This is a genomic window from Novosphingobium sp., from assembly GCF_039595395.1.
Taxonomy (GTDB): Bacteria; Pseudomonadota; Alphaproteobacteria; order Sphingomonadales; family Sphingomonadaceae; genus Novosphingobium.
The window spans coordinates 3,517,010-3,537,986 of sequence record NZ_JBCNLP010000001.1 but is presented as its reverse complement, the minus strand read 5'-3'; the positions used below and the strand labels follow the sequence as shown (position 1 = coordinate 3,537,986).

The 20,977-nt window shown below is 66.5% G+C and carries 16 protein-coding genes; 7 read left to right on the top strand and 9 right to left on the bottom strand.

Translation table 11 applies throughout. From position 1 onward, the window contains the following. The first annotated feature begins 1 nt into the window (after position 1). The 4 genes from ABDW49_RS16165 (at position 2) to ABDW49_RS16150 (ending at position 4,288) form a co-directional block, all read left to right on the top strand. On the top strand, positions 2–697 hold the full coding sequence (locus tag ABDW49_RS16165; protein WP_343613074.1) for a fumarylacetoacetate hydrolase family protein: 696 nt from the start codon (positions 2–4) through the stop codon (positions 695–697). Beyond that, the gene (gene maiA / locus ABDW49_RS16160; RefSeq protein ID WP_343613073.1) at positions 690–1,325 is read left to right on the top strand and encodes a maleylacetoacetate isomerase; all 636 of its coding nucleotides are present in this window, start codon (positions 690–692) and stop codon (positions 1,323–1,325) included. The genes ABDW49_RS16165 and maiA overlap by 8 nt, the downstream gene beginning before the upstream one ends. Before the next feature lie 19 nt (positions 1,326–1,344). Beyond that, positions 1,345–2,916, top strand: coding sequence for a sulfatase-like hydrolase/transferase (locus ABDW49_RS16155; RefSeq protein ID WP_343613072.1), 1,572 nt, complete (start codon positions 1,345–1,347; stop codon positions 2,914–2,916). A 124-nt stretch (positions 2,917–3,040) separates the two neighbouring features. Continuing rightward, positions 3,041–4,288, top strand: coding sequence for a VOC family protein (locus ABDW49_RS16150; protein WP_343613071.1), 1,248 nt, complete (start codon positions 3,041–3,043; stop codon positions 4,286–4,288). 129 nt (positions 4,289–4,417) lie between these two features. Here ABDW49_RS16150 and ABDW49_RS16145 read toward each other — a convergent pair whose 3' ends face one another. From ABDW49_RS16145 to ABDW49_RS16125, 5 genes are read right to left on the bottom strand one after another with little or no spacing between them, the layout of a single operon-like run. Continuing rightward, positions 4,418–5,620, bottom strand: coding sequence for a hydrolase (locus ABDW49_RS16145; protein ID WP_343613070.1), 1,203 nt, complete (start codon positions 5,618–5,620; stop codon positions 4,418–4,420). After that, positions 5,617–7,020 carry a succinylglutamate-semialdehyde dehydrogenase gene (gene astD, locus ABDW49_RS16140; protein ID WP_343613069.1) on the bottom strand — a complete coding sequence of 468 codons (1,404 nt, stop codon included), beginning with the start codon at positions 7,018–7,020 and terminating at the stop codon, positions 5,617–5,619. The genes ABDW49_RS16145 and astD overlap by 4 nt, the downstream gene beginning before the upstream one ends. A gap of 30 nt (positions 7,021–7,050) precedes the next feature. Further along, positions 7,051–8,253: an aspartate aminotransferase family protein gene (locus ABDW49_RS16135; protein ID WP_343613068.1), complete on the bottom strand. Its 1,203-nt coding sequence runs from the start codon at positions 8,251–8,253 to the stop codon at positions 7,051–7,053. Then, positions 8,250–9,185 carry an arginine N-succinyltransferase gene (locus ABDW49_RS16130; RefSeq protein ID WP_343613067.1) on the bottom strand — a complete coding sequence of 312 codons (936 nt, stop codon included), beginning with the start codon at positions 9,183–9,185 and terminating at the stop codon, positions 8,250–8,252. Before ABDW49_RS16130 ends, ABDW49_RS16135 begins: the two co-directional genes overlap by 4 nt. Beyond that, positions 9,185–10,480: an N-succinylarginine dihydrolase gene (locus ABDW49_RS16125; RefSeq protein WP_343613066.1), complete on the bottom strand. Its 1,296-nt coding sequence runs from the start codon at positions 10,478–10,480 to the stop codon at positions 9,185–9,187. Before ABDW49_RS16125 ends, ABDW49_RS16130 begins: the two co-directional genes overlap by 1 nt. An 89-nt stretch (positions 10,481–10,569) precedes the next feature. Between ABDW49_RS16125 and ABDW49_RS16120 the strand changes: the two genes are divergently transcribed. Next, a complete protein-coding gene (locus ABDW49_RS16120) occupies positions 10,570–11,493 on the top strand; it encodes a LysR substrate-binding domain-containing protein (RefSeq protein WP_343613065.1) in 924 nt (307 codons plus the stop codon). Here the strand turns inward: ABDW49_RS16120 and ABDW49_RS16115 are convergent. The 4 genes from ABDW49_RS16115 to ABDW49_RS16100 all read right to left on the bottom strand — a co-directional run bounded on the left by ABDW49_RS16115 (position 11,391) and on the right by ABDW49_RS16100 (position 16,061). Beyond that, entirely contained in the window at positions 11,391–12,488 is a 1,098-nt protein-coding gene (locus ABDW49_RS16115) for an arginine N-succinyltransferase (protein WP_343613064.1), read from the bottom strand. The two genes, ABDW49_RS16120 and ABDW49_RS16115, sit on opposite strands and share 103 nt — an antisense overlap. Positions 12,489–12,600: 112 nt before the next feature. After that, entirely contained in the window at positions 12,601–13,590 is a 990-nt protein-coding gene (locus ABDW49_RS16110) for an amidohydrolase family protein (RefSeq protein WP_343613063.1), read from the bottom strand. Continuing rightward, positions 13,587–14,933 carry an MFS transporter gene (locus ABDW49_RS16105; protein WP_343613062.1) on the bottom strand — a complete coding sequence of 449 codons (1,347 nt, stop codon included), beginning with the start codon at positions 14,931–14,933 and terminating at the stop codon, positions 13,587–13,589. Before ABDW49_RS16105 ends, ABDW49_RS16110 begins: the two co-directional genes overlap by 4 nt. Positions 14,934–15,053: 120 nt before the next feature. Further along, entirely contained in the window at positions 15,054–16,061 is a 1,008-nt protein-coding gene (locus tag ABDW49_RS16100; protein ID WP_343613061.1) for a LacI family DNA-binding transcriptional regulator, read from the bottom strand. A gap of 293 nt (positions 16,062–16,354) precedes the next feature. Between ABDW49_RS16100 and ABDW49_RS16095 the strand changes: the two genes are divergently transcribed. After that, positions 16,355–17,254 (top strand): AraC family transcriptional regulator, encoded by a 900-nt coding sequence (locus ABDW49_RS16095; protein WP_343613060.1) that lies wholly within the window; start codon positions 16,355–16,357, stop codon positions 17,252–17,254. A gap of 262 nt (positions 17,255–17,516) precedes the next feature. Beyond that, the gene (locus ABDW49_RS16090) at positions 17,517–20,921 is read left to right on the top strand and encodes a glycosyl hydrolase (RefSeq protein WP_343613059.1); all 3,405 of its coding nucleotides are present in this window, start codon (positions 17,517–17,519) and stop codon (positions 20,919–20,921) included. The last annotated feature ends 56 nt before the right edge of the window (positions 20,922–20,977 follow it).

The window sequence follows — 20,977 nt, the reverse complement described above, 5'->3', positions numbered from 1 at the left end:
TATGACGCTCTTCACGCTGCCCGCGCCGATTCTGGCCAAGACCTCCGACGGGAACGAGTTCCCCGTGCGCCGCCTGTTCTGCATCGGCCGCAACTATGCCGCCCATGCCCGCGAAATGGGCAAGGACCCCACGCGTGAGGCGCCCTTCTTCTTCACCAAATGGGCCGAGACGGTCGTGCCCAGCGGCACCACCATCGCCTATCCGTCGGAAACCTCGAACTTCCACTTCGAGGCCGAGCTGGTTCTGGCCGTGGGCAAGGGTGGCCGCAACATCGCCGAAGAGAACGCCACCGACCATATCTATGGCTATGCTACCGGTCTGGACATGACGCGCCGCGACTTGCAGCTCGAAGCGCGCGACAAGGGCCGCCCCTGGAGCACCGGCAAGAATGTCGAGCAGTCGAGCCCCCTCGGCCTGATCCATCCGCAGAGCGAGACCGGTGTGCTGGAAAGCGGCAGCATCAAGCTGACCGTCAATGGCGAGACCAAGCAGGACGCCGATCTGGCCGATCTGATCTGGGACGTGAAGGAAGTGATCGCCTACGTCTCGCGCTTCTACCGTCTGGAGCCGGGCGACTTGATCTACACCGGCACGCCCGCTGGCGTGGGCGCTGTGGTGTCGGGTGACGTCATCAACGTCTCGATTGCGGGCCTGACCGACTGCACCGTCACCGTTGGCCCGGTGGCAAATGACTGACTCTGGGACTAAGCTTCACGGCTTTTTCCGTTCGGGCGCATCTTACCGGGTGCGCGTGGCGCTGGCGTTGAAGGGTATCGCGTATGACGGTGCCTTTTACCGCCTGCGCAGCGGCGAGCAGCGCGCCGAGGCCTATCTGGCGCTGAACCCGCAAGGGCTGGTGCCCGCGCTGGAGATCGACGGCGTGGTGCTGACCCAGAGTCTGGCCATCTGCGAGTATCTCGACGAGACTCACGATGGCCCGAAGCTGCTGCCCGAGGATGCCGTGATGCGCGCCCGCGTGCGCGCGGCGGCGCAGGTCATCGCCTGCGACACTCACCCGATCCAGAACCTGAAGGTGCTGGGCCGGATCAAGGCGCTGGGCCATGACGAGAACGCCTGGGCTGCTCAGGTGATCGAGGAAGGTTTTGACGCTTACGACACGCTGATCGCGCCCTATGCGGGCAGCTTCAGCTTTGGCGATACGGTGTCGCTGGCCGACCTCTGCCTGATCCCGCAACTGGTCAATGCGCGCCGCTTTGGCGTCGATGTCCAGCGCTGGCCCCGGCTGCTGGCGGTGGAAAAGGCCTGCCTTGCGCATCCCGCCTTTATCGCCGCCAATCCGGCCACCCAGCCCGACGCGGAATAACAACACAAGGATACCGCCCATGAGCTTTGATCGTCGAACACTCATGGGCGGTGCCGGTGCTGGCTTTCTCGCCTCGCTGCTGCCGCAGGTGGCGCGCGCGGCCACGGGATCGCGCCCCAACCTGATCCTCTTCTTCCCCGACGAGCTGCGCGCCGATGCGCTGGCCTGCTATGGCAATCCCGTCACGCGCACCCCCAACTTCGACCGTCTGGCCAAGGCGGGCACGCGCTTTGCCAATGCCCATGTGCAATATCCGGTCTGCGCCGCCTCGCGCTGCTCGATGCTGACGGGCCTGCCCACCAGCGCGACCGGCCATCGCGGCTTCTCCTATCTGATCCAGCCGACCGAGCCCAACCTCTTCGCCCTGCTGCGCCAGTCCGGCTATGACACCTTCTTCTTCGGCAAGAACGATGTGCTGGCCCCCGAAACCTTCGCCACCAGCCTGACGGCATGGGCCGACCCGCCGGCCCCGGGCGCGGCGGCTGGCGACCATGCTCCGGGCGCGCGCGCCGGGGCGACCAGCAGCACAGTCACCATGCTGCTCCCCCCGATGGGAGACCGCCGCGCCACCAGCGATTATGGCATCATCCAGCGCGCCATCGAGATCATCGAGCGCAAGGAGAGCGACAAGCCCTTCTGCCTGTTCCTGCCGATCTTCCAGCCGCATCCGCCCTATCGCGCGCCCGCCGATTTCCAGGCGATGTACAAGCCGGACGACATTCCCGCCCCGATCCCGCCGGGCCTGCCGAACAAGCCTGCCTATCATGAGGCGATCCGCAAGGCCTACGGCCTCGACAAGGCCGGGCCGGAGGTGTTCCGTCAGGTCCGCGCCACCTATTACGGTCAGGTCAGTTACACCGACTGGCTGCTGGGTGAACTGCTCGACGCGCTGGACCGCACCGGGCGCGACAAGGACACCGCCGTCTTCGTCGGCTCCGACCATGGCGATTACGCGGGCGACTATGGGCTGGTCGAAAAATGGCACGGCGGGCTGGAAAGCTGCCTCACCCATGTGCCGCTGATCGGCCGCGTACCCGGAGCGCCGCAGGGCGTGGTCGCGCAGGATATGGTCGAGCTTTACGACATCCTGCCCAGCTTCCTGAACCTTGCGGGCACCGCGCCGCATCACACCCAGTTCGGGCGCAGCCTGTTGCCGCAGATCCACGGCGGCCCCGGAGACCCCAACCGCGCCGCCTTCACCGAGGCGGGCCTTGGCATCTACGAGCCGCAGGCCTTCGACAACCCCACCGGCGGCCTCTATCGCTACAAGTCACAGCTTCCCGCGCAGCATCCGGAACTGGTCGCCCGCGCCGCCAGCGTACGCACGCAGCGCCACACCTATATCCACCGCCCGCAAGGCGTCAGCGAACTCTATGACCGGCTGGCCGACCCCGGCGAGACCCGCAACCTGATCGGCACCCGCGCGCTGGCCAAGGATCAGGCCGCGCTGGAGGACCGCCTGCTCAACTGGTACATCAACACCAGCGGCGTGCCGCAGGACACGCGCAACAGCCGCGATGTGCCCAGCTTCAACCCGCCTCAGGCCCCCGTGGCCTCGCCCGAGGCGGTGCAGGCGGCGCTCGATTCCTGAGCCATCACGGCCTGTCGCAGTTTCGCCTTCGCCATTTGAAACCTGCCGCTCTCTGGTGCATCACGCGGTGATGCACCACAAGGCCCGCGCATCATAAGCCGCGCGGCCAGAGAGGATTTGCCGCGTGAAGGACACTGCCCCGACCACCCTCGCTCTTGTCGATCCCGACGAGATCCGCACCCGCTTCTGCGCGGCGCTTTCCGCCATGTATCGCGCCGAGGTGCCGCTCTACGCCGATTTGCTGGACATCGTGGCGCGGGTGAATGCCGGGGCCGCCGATGCCGCTTCCACTCCCGCGCGCGTCGATATCGAGCGGCACGGCGCCATCCGCCTCGGCACACCCGCCGAACTGGCGATGATGGGCCGCGCCTTTGCGGTGATGGGCATGGCGCCGGTGGGCTATTACGATCTGGCGCCCGCAGGCGTGCCGGTGCATTCCACCGCCTTCCGCCCGGTGAGCGAGGCGGCGCTGGCGCGCAATCCCTTCCGCGTCTTCTGCTCTTTGCTGCGGCTCGACCTGATCGCCGACCCCGATCTGCGCGCGGAGGCCGCCGCCATTCTCGCCACGCGCCAGATCTTCCGCGCCGAGGCCGTGGCGCTGATCGAACAGCATGAGGCGCAGGGCGGTCTGAGCGAAAGCGAGGTGGACACCTTCGTCGCCGCGCTGCTCGAAACCTTCCGCTGGCATCAGGAAATGCTGGTCGACCGCGCCACCTATGAAAGGCTTGTCGCCAGCCATCGCCTGGTCGCCGATATCGTCGCCTTCCGGGGCCCGCATATCAACCATCTCACCCCGCGCGTGCTGGATATCGATGCCGCGCAGGCCGCGATGGTGGCGCAGGGGCTCGACACCAAGGACTCGATCGAAGGCCCACCGCGCCGCGCCGTCCCCATCCTGCTGCGCCAGACCAGCTTCAAGGCGCTGACCGAGAGCGTGCGCTTCGCCGGAGACACCGGCGCCCCCGGCCAGCACACCGCGCGCTTTGGCGAGATCGAGCAGCGCGGCGCGGCGCTGACGCCCAAGGGGCGGGCGCTGTATGATGATCTGCTGGCGAGGGCCTCCTCAGCCGATACCGCGCAGCCCTATGCGCAGCGGCTGGCGCTGGCCTTCGAAAGCTTCCCCGACGATCTGGAAACGCTGGTGCGCGAGGGGCTGATCTATGTCCGCCGCATGGCCGATGGAGCGCTGGAGCCGCTGACCTATGAGGACTTCCTGCCGGTCAGCGCGGCGGGGATTTTCCAGTCCAATCTGGGCAACGAGCAGCGCGAGACCTATGCGCAGCAGGGCGCTCAATCGGTGTTCGAAGAGGCGCTGGGGAGGGCGGTGCTCGATCCCTTCGCGCTTTATGCGGCGATGGCTGAAGGGGGATGAAGGGGGCCTCCGGCGGGCAAAGGGCCATCGCCCTTTGCAATCCCTTTAATGTCTAAGTCAGCTTGAATGTTGAGGCCTTGGCTCAAGGCCCCAACATGATGGCCGCTTCGCGGCGGGGCTATGATACGCTCAGCGTGCGAGGCGGCACAGCAGTAGCGCGCTGAGCGCCGCCCGTTCGCCAAGGCTCTCGGCAATCAGATATTCGTCCGAGGAATGGATCGACCCGCCGCGCACCCCCATCGTATCGACCACCGGCACACCGCAAGCCGCGATGTTGTTGCCGTCGCACACGCCGCCCGTGTCTTTCCAGCCGATCTCCTGACCCAGCAACCGCCCGCATGTCCGAACCAGCTCCAGCAACCGCTGACCCGGCGCATCAACAGGCTTGGGCGGGCGGGCAAAGCTGCCATGGCGGTGAAGATGCAGATCATGCGCGGTTGCGACCTCGGCCATCAGCCGGTCGAGCGCCTGCTCGGCAAAGGTCTGGAGATCGGGCGTCAGCGGGCGCATATTCACGCGCAGCACGGCATGATCGGGCACGACATTGTTGGGCCCGCCGCCCTCGATCTTAGCGCAGTTCACCGAAAGGCCGGGACGCACCAGGGCGCTCAGCCGCAACGCCAGATCGGCGGCACCGATCACCGCATTGCGCCCATCCTGCGGATTGCGCCCGGCATGAGCGCTGCGCCCTTTCACCAGAATCGAGAAATTCCCGCTACCCGGCCGCGCCCCGGCCAGCGTGCCATCGGGCAAAGCGGAGGGCTCATAGGTAAAGGCCGCCAGCTTGCCCGCCGCCGCGCGGCGCAGCAAAGGCGCGGAGCCGGGCGAACCCACCTCCTCATCGCTGTTGAGCACCACCTGATAGCCGACCCTGTCGCGATCAGGGCTGGTTTCAAACGCCTGCAACGCGGCGAGCATCACCGCAATCCCGCCCTTCATATCGGCCACACCCGGCCCATTCAGCACGCCGGGGCTGAGCCACTGGCAGCTCTGGAACGGATGATCGGCTTCGAAGACGGTGTCCATATGGCCGGTCAGCAGCAGTTGGACCGGCGCCTCAGGGCGCACCGTCAGCAGCAGATTGCGTCCATGGAGGACGTCGCTTTCCTGCCCCTGAGCATCGATCCGCGTCACCGGTTCGGGATCGAGCAGCTCGATCTGGCCGGGCAGCTCCGCAAAAGCCTGCGCCAGTTGCTCGGCCATCAACGCCAGCCCCTCCAGATTGCGGCTGCCGCTGTTGATTGCCGCCCAGCGCGGCACCTGATCCAGCATCGGCGCGGCCATGGCGCGCTCCACCACGGCTTGCTCGGCGCTGGTCAGCGGCTCTGTCACGAGGGTAATCCGGGGATGGCCAGACTTTCGATGCGCGGCGCCTCGAAACTGGCGGCGGGATAGGCGCAGTAATCGGCGGCATAGGCGGCGCTGGGCCGGTGATTGCCCGAATCCCCCAGCCCGCCAAAGGGCATGGCCGAGGCGGCGCCGGTCGTCGGGCGGTTCCAGTTGACCACGCCCGCGCGGATTTCGGAGGCAAACCGCTCCCACAGCGCCGCGTCCTGCGCGATCAGCCCTGCCGAGAGGCCGAAAGCGGTGTTGTTGGCGGCGGCGATGGCGGCGTCAAAACTGTCGGCGCGGATCACCTGAAGCACGGGGGCGAAGATTTCCTCATCGGGCGTGGCGATGCCGGTCACCTCCAGCACGGCGGCGCCCATAAAGGCGCTGTCGTCGCCGCGCGGCGCGGCAGGAGCCAGCAAAAGTTTCGCGCCGGATGTGGTCAGCGCCGCCACGGCCCCGCGCGCCTTGGCGGCGGCACGGGCCGAGATCAGCGGGCCCATAAAGCCTTCCGCTTCGTCCCATGCGCTGACCGGCAGGGCGGCGGCTTGCGCCAGCACCGCCTCAAGCATGCGGTCCCCCGCCGTGCCTGTGGGCAGGATCAGACGCCGCGCGCAGGAACAACGCTGACCGGTGGTGATAAAGGCCGAATGGCTGACCAGCGAGGCCACCGCCTCAGGCTCGCCATCCCAGGCAATCAGGGGATTGTTGCCGCCCAGTTCCAGCGCCAGAATGACATGCGGGCGGTCGGCAAAGGCATGGCGAAACACACGCCCGGCCTGCGCCGATCCGGTGAAGAGCAAGCCGTCGATATCGCCCGCGACCAGTGCCGCGCCGGTGTCACGGCCGCCCTGCACGATCTGGAACACGCCATCGGGCAGGCCAGCCTGCGCCCACAGTTCCGCCATCCTTGCGCCCACCGCCGGGGTTTCCTCCGAGGGCTTGAACACCACCACATTGCCCGCGATCAGCGCCGGGACGATATGGCCGTTGGGCAGATGGCCGGGGAAATTATACGGCCCCAGCACCGCCATCACCCCATGCGGACGATGCCGCAGCACCGAGCGGCCAAAGGGCATCGCCTGCTCGCGCGAACCGGCGCGCTCGGCCTGAGCGGCGATGGAGATCTCCACCTTGCCGATCATGGCGTTGACCTCGCCCCGGCTGTCCCACAATTGCTTGCCGGTTTCCTGAGCGATCAACTGCGCGAAGGGCTCCAACTGTTCCTTCAGCAGAGCGGCAAAGCGCCGGGTGAGGCCCAGCCGCTCCTCCAGCGGCGTGCGCGCCCAGAGCGGGGCTGCGGCGCGGGCGCGCTCCAGCGCCTGCGCGCATTGCTCGGGGCCATCCACCTGGCCTTCCCAGATGATGGCGCCATTGGCGGGGTTGGTCGATTGCAGGATCATGGAATCATTCTCGTCTTCGGATTTATGCTGTCAACCGGCGGCGCGGGTTGCTGCCAGAGCGGCTTCGAACCTTGTCAGCGCTTCGGTGGCCTCCTCGCCGGTGATGGTGAGCGGGGGCAGCAGGCGGATGCAATTCTCGCCGCCGCCCGCCACCAGCAGGCCATGCTCGCGCATGGTGGCCATCATGGCGCGGTTGCCCGTCACCAGCTTCACGCCGATCAGCAGGCCCTTGCCACGCACGTCCACCACCTGATCGGGGTAGCGCGCGGCGATCTCGCGCAGGCCGGTGAACAGCTTGGCGGAGATAGCGCGCACATGCGCCAGCATGTCTTCATTGGCGATGGCGTCGAATGCGGCCATCGCCACCGCCATGGCCAGCGGATTGCCGCCGAAGGTGGTGCCATGCACCGCCACCGTCATGCCCTGCGCGGCCTTTTCGGTGGCGAGGCAGGCGCCGACCGGAAAGCCGCCGCCCAGTGCCTTGGCGATGGCCATGATGTCGGGTGCAGCGTCCGGAACCCATTGATGCGCGAAGAGGCGGCCGGTGCGGCCCATGCCGCATTGCACCTCGTCGTAGATCAGCAGCGTGCCGGTTTCGTCGCAGAGCGCGCGGATCCAGCGCAGCCACTCGGCATCGAGCGCGCGGGCGCCGCCTTCGCCCTGCACCGGCTCGACGATGACGGCGGCGGCGGTGGGCGCGCGCAGCGCGGCCTCGATGGCGGGCCTGTCATCGAGCGAAAGCTGGACGTAGCCGGGCAGGCGGGGGCCAAAGCCCTCCAGATAGGACGGATTGCCCGAGGCGTTGATCGCGCCATAGGTGCGGCCATGGAACGATCCGGCAAAGCCGATGATGTCGATCCTTTCGGGCGCGCCCTTGGCGTAATGATAGCGCCGCGCGGTCTTCAGCGCGCATTCCACCGCCTCGGTGCCCGAATTGGCGAAGAAGACGGTGTCGGCGAAGCTGGCTTCGATCAGACGGTGCGCCAGTTCTTCCTGACCGGGGATGCGGAAGATGTTGGAGACATGCCACAGCTTTTGGGCTTGCTCGGTCAGGGCTTTGACCAGCACCGGCGCGCAATGGCCAAGGCTGTTGGTCGCCACGCCCGACACGCAATCGAGATAGGCGCGTCCGTCGCGGCCATACAGCCACACGCCCTTGCCGTGATCGGCCTCCAGCGGGGCGCGGTTGTAGACGCCCATCAGTTCCTGCGGCTTGGTTTGCGTGTCGATCATGCTGCTTGTTCCTCTCTCCACAGGCGGAAGTCGCCGAGGCGGCCTGTTGCGATCAGGCCCTTGCTGGTGCGGATGGGTGTGGTCTCATCCACCACCGCGCAGTCGCGGATGGTGGCGATATGGTCGGTGCGGGCGTGGACGGTGGGGCCCGCGTCGAAGATGTCGCAATAGCCGTCGTCAAGGAAATCCTCGCCCATCAGCAGGCGATAGGCGGGCAGGGATTTCTCATGCGGGCGGCCGATCACCTCGCGCGCGGCGGCGGGCAGCATCGAGGTGTAGATCGGATAGCGCGGCATCAGATCGGCGATGAACTGGTTGCCGTGCATGGCGTTGAACAGATCGGCCTCCAGCACGCCGCCGCCGAAGAAGGGCCCGGCCACCGCGTCCCAGAAGGGGCTGGTGTCGCCCTCCATCCAGCCACGCAGCTCGGCCACCACCTGATCGCCGAAGCGCTCGCGGTGCTGGGCGATGAAGAGGTAGCGGCTGCGCGCCAGCATCGCGCCCATGCCGCCGGTGCGCGCATCGGGGTGGAGGAACAGGCCCGCGATCTCGCTGGCGCCGTCGAAGTCGTTCACCAGATGCAGCACATGGGTCGAAAAGCTGCGATTGAGCCCGCGCGAGGCATGGGTGACCCGCGCGCGCTTGTAGCTGTAGAAGGGCCAGCGCACCCCGATGCGCGAGAAGATGCTGGCGGTGCCGATGACGCGGCCGGCGCCATCTTCCAGCACCAGCATGTAGAACTCATCCTGCGGGGCGTCGATCTGGGCGTCGAGCGAGTCCTCGCTCCAGGCGAGGCGTTCCTGCAGCGCGGGGCGGTCGTTGGGCAGGTTGGTCATGCCGCCGCCCGACAGCGCGGCGAGCGCGAGCAGGGCGTCGAGATCCGCCATGCGGGCCATGCGGATGAAGGGTTGGCCGGGGTTCGGGGCGGTCATCACAGCTCCCCCGCCTTGAAGCCGAGCAGGTCGAGCAGGGCGGCGCGGGCGCTCCAGCATTGCTGCCATAGATCGGGGGTGCCGATGTCCTCGGGCGCGATGCGTTCGGGCCAGTGGCGGGTGATGAGGTCGGCCAGCGCATCGGCTTTGGCTTCGGTGAGCAGGAAGCGTTGGTCGAGGGTGGCGATGTCGCTCTCCTCCAGCGCGACGCGCAGGCGCAGGCACGCCGGGCCGCCGCCGTTGCGCATGGATTCGCGCAGGGTCATGAACTGCGTTTGGCGGATCGGGCCGTTCGAGGCGATGAGTTCGTCCAGCCATGCCGTGACGGAGGGCACCTCGCGCGCCTCGCCGGGGAGCAGCAGCAGCATGCCGCCCTCGGGCAGCGTCACCAGTTGCGAGTTGAACAGGTAGGAGCGGATCGCATCGGCCAGCGAGACGCGGGCGGCGGGCACCTCGATGATCCGGGTTTCGGGCAGGCGCTGGCGGATGGCGGCGTAGAGGGCGTCGCGCTCGGCAAAGGCCTGTTCGTGAGTGAAGAGCACGGTTTCGTTGGCCACCGCCACCACATCATTGTGGAAGGCGCCCGCCGCGATGGCTTCGTCGCTCTGGCGGGCGAGCAGGGCGTTGCGCGGGTGGAGATGGTGCTTGCGGACCAGCGCCTCGGCGGCAAGGCGATGCTGGCGCGCGGGGAAGCCGCCGACCGGTCCCGCGCCATGGACGAAGATTTCCAGCCCCTCCGCGCCATGGCTGGCGCAGAGGCGCATATGGTTGGCGGCGCCCTCATCGCCGAAGGGGGCGGGCAGGGGGGCGTGGACTTTGACGCCGGGCATGTTGGCGAACAGGGCGTCGAGCTGGCGCTGCGTCTGCGGCGCCTCGATGCTGCGATGGGGCATGGAGGAGAGATTGGCGACCGAGAGATGGGTCAACCCATCGGTGCTGTCGGGCCGGGGCGAGACGGTGGCGGCATTGGCCGTCCACATCGCCGAGGCGGAAAAGCTGTTGCGGAAGAGCGCCGGATCGGCCTCCCATGCGGCGCGGCAGACCTCCAGATCGCTGCCGGCAAAGCCCATGCGGCGCAGCCATGCGGCATCGGGCCGGTCATGGGGCAGCAGCAGGCCCTGCGGCAGGCCCAGCGCTATCATATGCCGCATCTTGGCCAGCCCCTGCAGCGCCGCCTCGCGCGGGGCCGAGGTGCTGCCCGCATGCGTGGCCGAGGCGATGTTGCCCAGCGACAGCCCGGCGTAATTATGGCTGGGGCCGACCAGCCCGTCGAAATTGACCTCCAGCATGCACATCAGCCTTTTGTTATTCCTTGTACTCCTGATAAACCTGTTTTGCGTGAGTGATCTCATGCATAAAATGCCGATTGATATGAGTGAATGGAATGGATCAGGATGACCGGCGGCTGCTGCCGTCCATCACCATGCTGCAATGTTTCGAGGCGGCGGCGCGCTATGGCAGCGCCTCGCTGGCGGGGGCGCGCATTGGCCTCACGCAAAGCGCGGTCAGCCGCCATATCGCCAGTCTGGAAACCTGGCTGGGCAAGCCGCTGTTCGACCGGGTGGGGCGGCGGATCGTGCTCAACGAGCAGGGGCGGCTCTATCTCGACCGTATCGCCCGGCCTTTAAGCGACATCCGCGCCGCGACGCGCGACATGCTGGGGCATGGATCGGGGCGGGTGGTCAATCTGGCGACCTTGCCCAGCTTCGGCATGCGCTGGATCGCGCCGCGCCTGCCCGGCCTGCTGATGCATGACCCCGATCTGGTGGTGAACATCGCGGCGCGCACCGATATCTTCGCCTTTGCCGATGAGAATTTCGATGCCGCGATCCACGTGGGTGCGCCCGACTGGCCCGATGTGGAGCATGATCTGCTGTTTCGCGAAAAGGTGTTGCCGGTGGTCTCGCCCGCTCTGGCGCGGAGCGTGGGGGTCAAGGCGCCGGAGGATTTCCTGCGCCTGCCGCTGCTGGCGCAGAGCGCGCGGCGCGATGCCTGGCAGCAATGGTTCGCCTTGTGCGATGTGCCCTTTCCGGCGGAGCGGGCGGTTTCGGTGATGGGGCATTTCTCGATGCTGGCGCAGGCCGCCTGCGCGGGGGCGGGGGCGGCGCTGCTGCCCAGCTTCCTGATCCAGCCCGAGCTGCAATCGGGCGCTCTGGTGGTGCCGGTCGAGCGCGCGCTGGCCGAGGATCGCAACTATTACCTCGTCTACCCCAGGGCGAAATTGCAGATGCCGCATTTCGCCCTGCTGCGCGACTGGCTGCTGGAGGAAGCGCGCAAGGAAGAAGGATCTAGCGCGCAATATGCGTGATCATCTGCCCCGGTGAGGCCTGAATGGCCCGCGGCGGCGGCAGGGTCGATCACGATGCCGCCCTCGGTCGGTTTGATGCGGCCATAGGCGGCGCGGAAATGGTCCAGCCGTCCGTGCGCCACCAGACTTTCGGTGCCGTCATTCTCTTCCACCGCGACGATGATGTCCTGCTGGGCGTAGCGGATGGTGGCGATCTCATCCGTGGCGCAGACCATGGTCGGGCCGCCGTCGAAGACGTCGATGTAATTGCGGTAGGCGAAGCCTTCCTTCTCCAGCATGCGCTGCGCCGCGCGGCCCGAGGGGTGGGGGATGCCCATCACCGCCATCGCGCTTTCGGGCACCATGGCGGTGTAGATCGGGTGCTTGGGCATCAGATCGGCGATGAATTGCGCGCCGCGCACCGCCTTGAACTCGTCGGCCTCGCGGAAGGACATGCCGAAGAAGCGGCCCGTCACCCCGTCCCAGAAGGGCGAGACGCCGACCTCGTCGATCACCCCGCGCAGTTCGGCCAGGGTGCGGTCGGCAAAGCGCGCGCGGTGCATCGCCATGAAGAGGTAGCGGCTGCGCGCCAGCAGCGATCCGGCGCCCGCCGACCTTTCGGTGGGGTGCAGGAACAGCCCGCCCACCTCGCTGCTGCCATTGTGGTCGGTGACCAGCGTGAGCATCTCGCTGCGGATCGCGCGGGAGAACTCGCTGGAATAATGGGTGAAGGCATCGATGCGATAGGAGTAATGCGGGCGGTCGGTGCCGATGCAGGAGAAGATCTGGCAGGTGCCGCGCACCTTGCCGGTGTCCAGATCCTCCAGCACGAACATATACATGTCGCTGACCAGATCGTCGCTCTGGCGGGCGAAGGAGGCAGCGGCGCTGTCGAGCTTGTCTTTCAGCTTGGGGCGGTCGGCGGGCAGGTTGGTGAAGCCGCCGCCGGTGCTTTTGGCCATTTCATAGATGGCGGGCAGATCGTCTTGACTGGCGGCTCTCAGGACATGGGTCATGGGTTGGCTCTCGCAGGATGCGGCGCATCGGTGGCTGGCCTTGACCTAAGGGTAAGTGTGAAAATCGCCAAGCCTTATGGTGGGGCAAGGCTTCGGCCTCGCCCCTGCCGGATCAGCCCGCCTTGGCTTTGCTGCGCGGCAACCATTTGTAAAACTTGCGCGAATTGCCGATGAAAAACTTTTCCCGCGCCTCGGTGGAGGAACCGGCGAAGGCGGCCTTGGCCAGCCCCACGACCTGAGGCAGCGCGGCCACGCTGTCGGACTGCGGATAGTCGCTGCCGAAGATCACGCGGTCCTCGCCGAAGGTGCGGCGCAGCATGCCCAGCCGCTCGCTGTAGGCGGCAAGGTCGGTGTGGATGGCGCCCGCCATGGGGTGGATGATCTCGGAAAGCTTGCAGGCGATCTGGGGGCGGGCCGCGAAATTGCGCAGCGCGGCCTGATAGGCGCGCTGGTCGGCGGGGGTGGGGTCGAAGGCGGGCAGATGGTCGATGACGATGCGCAGATGGGGCACTGCATCGCTGACGCGCAGCGCGCCCTCCAGCAGGGCGATGTTCTGATTGGCGGTTTCCAGCACCAGATCGGCATCGGCCAGACGCCTCAGCCCATCAAGGAAGGCCGGTTCGCGCGAGCGGGCGGCCAGATCGTAATCCCACAGATTGCCGTAGCGGATGCCGCGAAACAGCGTATTGGCGTGGAAGCGGGCCAGCAGTTCCGGGAAATCAGCGTGTTCGGGGCGCAGATTGCCGATCATGCCCAGGATGATCGGATTGCCGGCGGCCTGATCGAGCACCCATTGATTGTCCTCCACCAGCGGGCTGGCCTCGACCACGATGGCGCCGATGATGCCCAGCGGTTTGGCATGCTGCGCATAGGCGGCGGGGAACGAGCCGGTGCGGTGCGTGGGGGATTTTTCCGGCCCGGCATAGGGCACGCCCTGCGGCCGGTTGGGATCGAACAGATGGATATGCGAGTCGACGATGGTCGTGACCGGATCGGGCGTGGTGAAGGTGGCGCTCAGGGCCCGGTCGGGCAGCAGCGCGGTGGCACCTGCCGCGCCCGCCGCGGCAAGGGCGGCGCGGCGCGAGAACAGGGAGGTGGTCATCGATCGGTCGCCTTTTGCGTGAGGGTGGATGAGGGTGAAGCGAGGCCGAGGATCATCGCTGCGCCCAGAAAACACAAGAGGGCCATCGCATAGAGCCCGGCTGTGACAGAATGGAGCGCGCTCTCGATTGCCACCCGCACATTGGGGCCGATGAAGGACCCGGCGGCGCCCAGCGCATTGATCAGCGCGATGGCGCCGGCGGCCTGCGTGGCGGGCAGGCGGGCGCTGGCCAGCGCCCAGAACAGGGGCTGCACCGCGATAAAGCCCGCCGCCGCGATGCTCAGCCCGGCCAGCGTGAAGGCCGGATGATGCAGCCAGACCGAGGCGGCCAGACCCAGCCCTGCCGCGAGGGAGCTGAGCACGGCGATACCCTTGTGGCGCCCGGTCCGGTCGGCGAGGGCAGGCAGCAGCAGCGTGGCGAGCAGCGCGGCGCTCCATGGCAGGGCCGAGAGCAGGCCGACCTGCCAGCCGACGCTTTGCCCGGTGGCCGCGGCGATCTGGCTGGGCAGGAAGAACACCAGCCCATAGACGCTCATCTGCACCAGCAGATAGATCGCCCCCAGATAGAGCACGCGCGGCGAGCGCAGGGCGCGCAGCAGGCTGGTTTCGTCAGGCGGCTTGCGGTCGCTGTCGAGCGCTTTCTGCAGTGTGGCCTTGTCCTGCGGGCTCAGCCATGGGGCCTGCCGCGGTCCGTCGGGCAGGTGGAAGAAGGCGAGGATGCCCACCAGCGAGGCCAGCAGGCCCTCGATCAGGAACAGCCATTGCCAGCCTGCCAGCCCCAGCGCTCCATCCAGCCGCAGCAGCCCGCCCGAGACCGGCCCGCCCAGAATGAAGCTGAGCGGCGCGCCGATGTAGAACAGGCCCAGCGCGCGGGCGCGAAAGCCCTCGGGGTAGAATTTGGTGATGTAGAAGACCACGCCGGGGAAGAAGCCCGCCTCGGCCAGACCCAGCAGGAAGCGCAGCAGGTAATAGGATGTCTCGTCGCGCACGAGAAACATCGCCGCCGAGACCAGCCCCCAGCTCACCATGATGCGCGAGAGCCAGATCCGCCCGCCGAAACGCTGCAGCATCAGGTTGGAGGGCACCTCCAGAAAGGCATAGCCCACAAAGAAGATCGAGGCGCCCAGCGCATAGGCCTGATTGCCGATGCCGGTCTGCGCCTGAAAGCTGTCCTTGGCGAAGCCGATGTTGGTGCGGTCGAGAAAGGCCATCACATACATCAGCAGCAGCACGGGCATCAGCCGCAGGTTGAGCCGACCGATGATGCGTGGAAGCGCGGCATCAGCCGTGTCGGCTGGTGCATCGTCCTGTGGCGCTTCGGCCTGTAGTGTGACGGAAACCACGGCAACCACTCCCTGCGCGCCGCATCGCGGGCGATGTTGCGTCTCTCATTCTGTTATGTGGGATTGAATGCCGTATGTTGAGATTTATTGCAACCGCCATCGACGGCTTTGCGGGGTGGATCAGGCGGCGACCGGCCCGGTGCTTTCGCGCAGGATCAGCTTGTGCGGCAGGCGGATCGACGCGATCTGTGCGTTCGGGTCTTTCAGCACCTCCAGCAGCAGTTTCACCGTGGTGCGGCCCAGATTCTTCATCGGCTGGCGCACGGTGGTCAGCGGCGGGTCCATCATGCGGGCGTAACGCGTGTCGTCGAAACCGACGATCGAGACATCCGCGGGGCAGCGCAGCCCCAGCCGCCGCATCGCCGCCAGCGCGCCGATCGCCAGCTCGTCGTTGAAGCAATAGAGCGCGGTGGGCCGGCCGGCCCGGCCCAGAATCTCCAGCGCGCGCTGGAAGCCCGATTCGGTGTGAAAGCCGCCCGCCGACACCGTCAGATGCATCGGCTCGGGGAAGGATCGGGCGCATTCCAGCGCGCCCTGCAGGCGGGCGCCGTCGAGCGTGTGATTGTCGGGCCCGGCCAGAATGACGACATGGCGGTGGCCCAGACCATACAGATGGGTGATCACATCGCGCGAGGCGGCGGCATTGTCGATGTAGACGCTGAGCAGGTTGAGGCTGGGGTCATACTCATGCCCGTTGACGATGGCGGGCGGCGAGGCGGCGCGCTTCACCGTATAGCGCAGCACCTCGGGCAGGCCGCTGGCGAGGATGATAAGCCCGTCGGCCTCCTTGCGCTGGAACATCTCGGCATAGTCGTTCTCGCGCAGCTTGTCGTATTGCGTGTCGCCCAGCAGCACCGAATAGCCCGCCTTGTGAGCGCTTTCCTCGATGCCGCGAATGACCACCGAATAGAAGGGGTTGGAGATGTCGGGCACCGTCACCAGGATCTTGCGGGTGCGGGTGGTGCGCAGGATCTTGGCCGCGGCATTGGGGGTGTAGTTCAGCTTGGCCACAGCCGCCTGCACCCGCTTGCGGGTCCCTTCGGACACGATGTCGGGCGCGCTGAGCGTTCGGGAAACGGTGGCGGTCGACACGCCGGCCAGAGCGGCAACGTCCTGAATGGTAGCCATGGCGCTATCACTGCCTCAGCGCGGGCGGCCTGACAAGATGGGGCGAGGGGGTGAAAGTTCGGATTCGCCTGAAGTTTTCGCCCGAAGGCGGGCAAGTTTTCGCGCAATTGTCGTGGCGGTGGGCAGGAATCATGGAAATATCTGCAAGAAATTCAAGGTGATGATCGCGAATGCGCGGCTTGTTGCGATCCAGCAATCTTTGCCATTGACAGAAGGGCCATTCTTAGAAGAATTAATGCATAAGATAAATGTAACGGATTTCATAAGGTCCGTACAGACGAGAGGCAGGGGCGATGAGCTTGGCAGTGGAAGCGCTGACGGCAAGGGATACGCACGGCATAGCGCTGCGACCGGAACATCAGATTTTGGCCACGAGTGACGATCTCAACTGGTCCTCGCTCTATGCCTCGCGGCAGGTCGAGCAGCCGCATCATGGGCGCTATTCGGCGCGAAACAGCCATTTTCTGGCGCTGCACCTCAGCGGCCCGGTCGCGGTGGAGCGCGAGATGCGCGGCCATGTGGCGCGCGCGAAGGTGCGTCCGGGCGGCATGCTGCTGATGCCGGCGGGCTGCGATTTTTCGGTGCGGCTCGATGCGCGGTCGGAAACTCTGCATCTTTACGTGCCCGACAGCGTGCTGCGCGTCGCCGCCGCCGAATTGTGCAAGGGCGACCCCGAGCGAATCGAGATCCTGCCCCGTCTGGGCGACCATGATCCGCTGATCGAGCGGCTGGGCCAGACCTGCTGCAAGATGCTGGCCGAGGGGCTGGGCGATTACTTTGCCGATGGCGTCTCGCGCTGGCTGGCGGCGCAGATGGTCGCGGCCCATTCCACCGGCCTGCGCCGTGCCGAGCCCAAGGTGACCGGGCTGAGCGCCGGGCAGCTTCGAAAAGTATCGGGTTTTATTGAGGAAAATCTCGAAGACCCGCTCAACATCGAGGATATTGCGGCGGTGGTCGGGCTCAACCCCATCCATTTCGCGCGGCAGTTCAAGCGCTCGACCGGCAAGCCGCCCTATCAGTTCGTGATCGAGAAAAGGGTGGAGCGCGCCCGCGAATTGCTGGCCGCCGACGATATGCCGATCGCCCAGGTGGCGGCGGCGGCTGGCTTCAGCCATCAGGAGCATCTCACCCGCGTCTTCGGGCGCCAGACCGGCATGACGCCGGGTGCCTATCGCCGCAGTCTGCTGCATTGATATCCGGGCATGGGGCATGAAGACTGTCCCATGGCCGACATATCATCGCCCAAAATTGGCGATGACTGTGCAGAGATTGATGTGCGCGTGATGAATTGGATATATCCACCATCCGGATTCATCGCCTTTATGAAATTTCTAGTCGCCAGAACAGCTTCGGGCCAATTTTAGGCAAAGCCGGTGCGGATCGTGCAGGACATGCGACGGCCTGAATTCCTAACTCACGATCACAGCGAAATAAGTGATGGAAGAGGGAGTGCCGATGTCCGCAAAGCGCAAGGCGCAATTGTTGCGTTTCACCGTCTGTACCGCTGCGGTGGTCACCGCCGCTGCCGCATGGGCACAGCCTTCTCCCGCTCAAACCGCTGATGGCGCCACGCTTGAGGCCCAGTTCCGCGATCCGCCCGCCAGCGCCCGCCCGCGTGTGTGGTGGCACTGGATGAACGGCAATGTCACCAAGGATGGCATCGCCAAGGACTTCGCCTGGATGAAGTCGGTCGGCATCGGCGGCATGACCAACTTCGACGCCAATCTGCGCACGCCCCAGATCGTGCCCAAGCGGCTGGTCTATATGACGCCGGAATGGAAGGACGCCTTCAACTTCGCCGCGCATGAGGCCGACCGGCTCGATCTGGAGCTGACGGTGGCCTCCTCGCCGGGCTGGTCGGAAACCGGCGGGCCCTGGGTCAAGCCCGAGGATGGCCTGAAAAAACTGGTGTGGAGCGAGACCCGCGTTGCCGGCGGCAAGCCCTTCAAGGGGGCGCTGGCGCCGCTGCCCGGCATCACCGGACCGTTCCAGAACATGCCCATCCCCTCGGGCATTCTGGAATCGCTGACCGGGGGCAAGGCCGCCGAGCCGCCCAACTTCAACGGTTCGATCGCGGTGCTGGCCGTGCCCGACATGAGCGCGGCGGAGGTGATGCCGCAAGGCTCGGTCTCGGGCGGCGGCGCGCTCGATCCGGCCCGGCTGCGCGGCGATGACCTCACCCAGGGCGTGGAGGTGCCGCGCGGCACGGCGGAGGCGCCGACCACGGTGGTCTACAGCTATGACGCGCCGCAGACGATGCGCTCGGCGCGGATCTTCATCCCCGGCGCCAAGACGATGTTCGCCAAGGCCACGCTGGCGGTCGCGCTGGAGGCCAGCGAGGATGGCCAGAGCTGGCGCAAGCTGGCCGATGTGCCGATGACCGAAGTGCCCAGCACCGTCAGCTTTGCCCCCGCCACCGCGCGGCAGTTCCGGCTGGTGCTGACGCCTCTGCCTTTCAGCGGCTCGAACATGGGCGCCCCGGCCGAGGGGATCATCGACATCAATCTGCTGGCGCCGCCCAAGGGCAACACCAACACGCTGCGCCAGTTTACTTTGTCGAACGCCGCGGCGATCGATCAGTTCGAGGCCAAGGCGGGCTTTGCGCTGGTCAATGACTATTTCTCGCTGGGCGGGCCCAAGGATGGCGCGCAGGGGCCAAAGGCGGCTCAGGTGATCGATGTGACCAGCCATGTGCGGCCCGATGGCACGCTCGACTGGACACCGCCAAAGGGCAACTGGCGCATCGTGCGGCTGGGCTATTCGCTGCTGGGCACCACCAACCACCCCGCGCCGCCCGAGGCTACGGGTCTTGAGGTCGACAAATTCGATGGCGAGGCGGTGCGCCGTTACATCGACCACTATCTGGGCATGTACAAGGATGCGGCGGGGCCCGGCATGCTGGGCCAGCATGGCATTCGCGCGCTTCTGACCGATTCCATCGAGGTGGGCGCGGCCAACTGGACGCCCAAGATGATCGCCCAGTTCAAGGCGCATCGCGGTTATGATCCCACGCCATGGCTGCCCACCTTGTCGGGCGTGCTGATCGGCAGCCGGGACGATGCCGACCGCTTCCTCTTCGACTGGCGCCGCACGCTGGCCGAGCTGATGTCGAGCGAGCATTACGGCACCATCGCCAAGGCCGCGCATGAGGCCGGGCTGAAGGTCTATGGCGAGGCGCTGGAGGACAACCGTCCCTCGCTGGGTGACGATATGGCGATGCGCAGCCATACCGACATTCCCATGAGCGCCATGTGGACCTTCCCGCGCGGCAAGCAGCCCAACCCCAGCTATATCGCCGATATCAAGGGCGCGGCCAGCGTGGCGCATATCTATGGCCAGAATCTGGTGGCCGCCGAAAGCATGACCTCGGCGCTGACCTATTGGGCGGATTCGCCGCGCACCTTGAAGCATGTGATCGATCTGGAGTTCGTGACCGGCGTCAACCGCCCGGTGATCCACACCAGCGTCCATCAGCCGGTGGACGACAAGGTGCCGGGCCTGTCGCTGATGATCTTCGGGCAATATTTCAACCGGCATGAGGCCTGGGCGCCGCTGGCCAAGGCCTGGGTCGATTACATCAGCCGCAATGCGCTGATGCTGCAGCAGGGACGCAATCTGGCCGATGTCGGCTATGTCTATGGCGAGGAAGCGCCGTTGACGGGCCTCTATGGCCATCAGGTGATCGAGGATGCGCCCAAGACGCATGCCTATGATTTCGTGAACAATGATGCTTTGAACAGCGCGCTGAGCAACGATGGCGCCGATCTGGCGACGCCGGGCGGAGCGCGGTATCGGGCGCTTTATCTGGGCGGTTCCTCGCGCGAGATGACGCTGGCGACCCTGCGCCGGGTGAACGCGCTGGTCGAGGGCGGCGCCACGGTGATCGGGCTGAAGCCCACGCATAACCCCAGCCTGGCCGATGCCGGGACACCTCAGGCGGCGCAGGAGTATGATGCGCTGACGGCCAAGCTGTGGCCCGGCGCGGGCACGGCGACTGTGGGCAAGGGCCACGTCATCGCCTCGGGCGATGTCGAGGCGGCGCTGGCGGGGATGGGGGTGGCCTCCGACTTCCGCTACACCGGCGGGCAGGCGGACAGCGACATTCCCTTCCTGCACCGCAAACTGGACGGGGGCGACGCCTATCTGCTGGTCAACCGCCAGTTGCGCGACGAGACCATCGAGGCCCATTTCCGCGTCACCGGCCTGAAGCCCGAGATCTGGCATGCCGAAACCGGCACCTCGGAACCGGTGAGCTATCGCGTGGAGAACGGCGAGACCATCGTGCCGCTCAAGCTGGGCAGCGAGGATGCGCTCTATGTCGTGTTCAACAAGCCGGGGGCGGCATCGGCTCAGGTGGCGCCCAAACCCGCGGTGGCGCTGGGCGCGTTGGCGGGCCCGTGGAAGGTCGAGTTCCAGCCGGGACGCGGCGCGCCTGCGTCCGTGACCTTGCCGCAACTGGCCGGGCTGGAGCAGAATGCCGACGCAGGCGTGAAGTATTTCTCCGGCGTGGCGACCTACAGCAAGGACTTTGCCGCGCCCAAGGGATGGAAAGCAGGCCAGCCGCTGTGGCTCGATCTGGGCGATGTGCATGAGCTGGCCGAGGTCAGCGTCAACGGCAGTTCGGCGGGGATCGTCTGGCACACGCCCTACAGGATCGACCTTGGCAAGCTGGTGAAGCCGGGCAGCAATCATCTGACGGTGCGGGTGGCCAATCTGTGGATCAACCGCCTGATCGGCGACGCGCAGCCCAATGCAGCCAACAAGGTGACCTGGACCGCCATACCGACCTATCGCCCCGATGCGCCTTTGCGCCCCTCGGGCCTGCTGGGGCCGGTGACGCTGCAGGGCGAAGGGAAATAGGGCTCTCGCAGACAGGGGGCGTCCCTCCGCCTCCATGCTGTTGATGAGAAGACTGG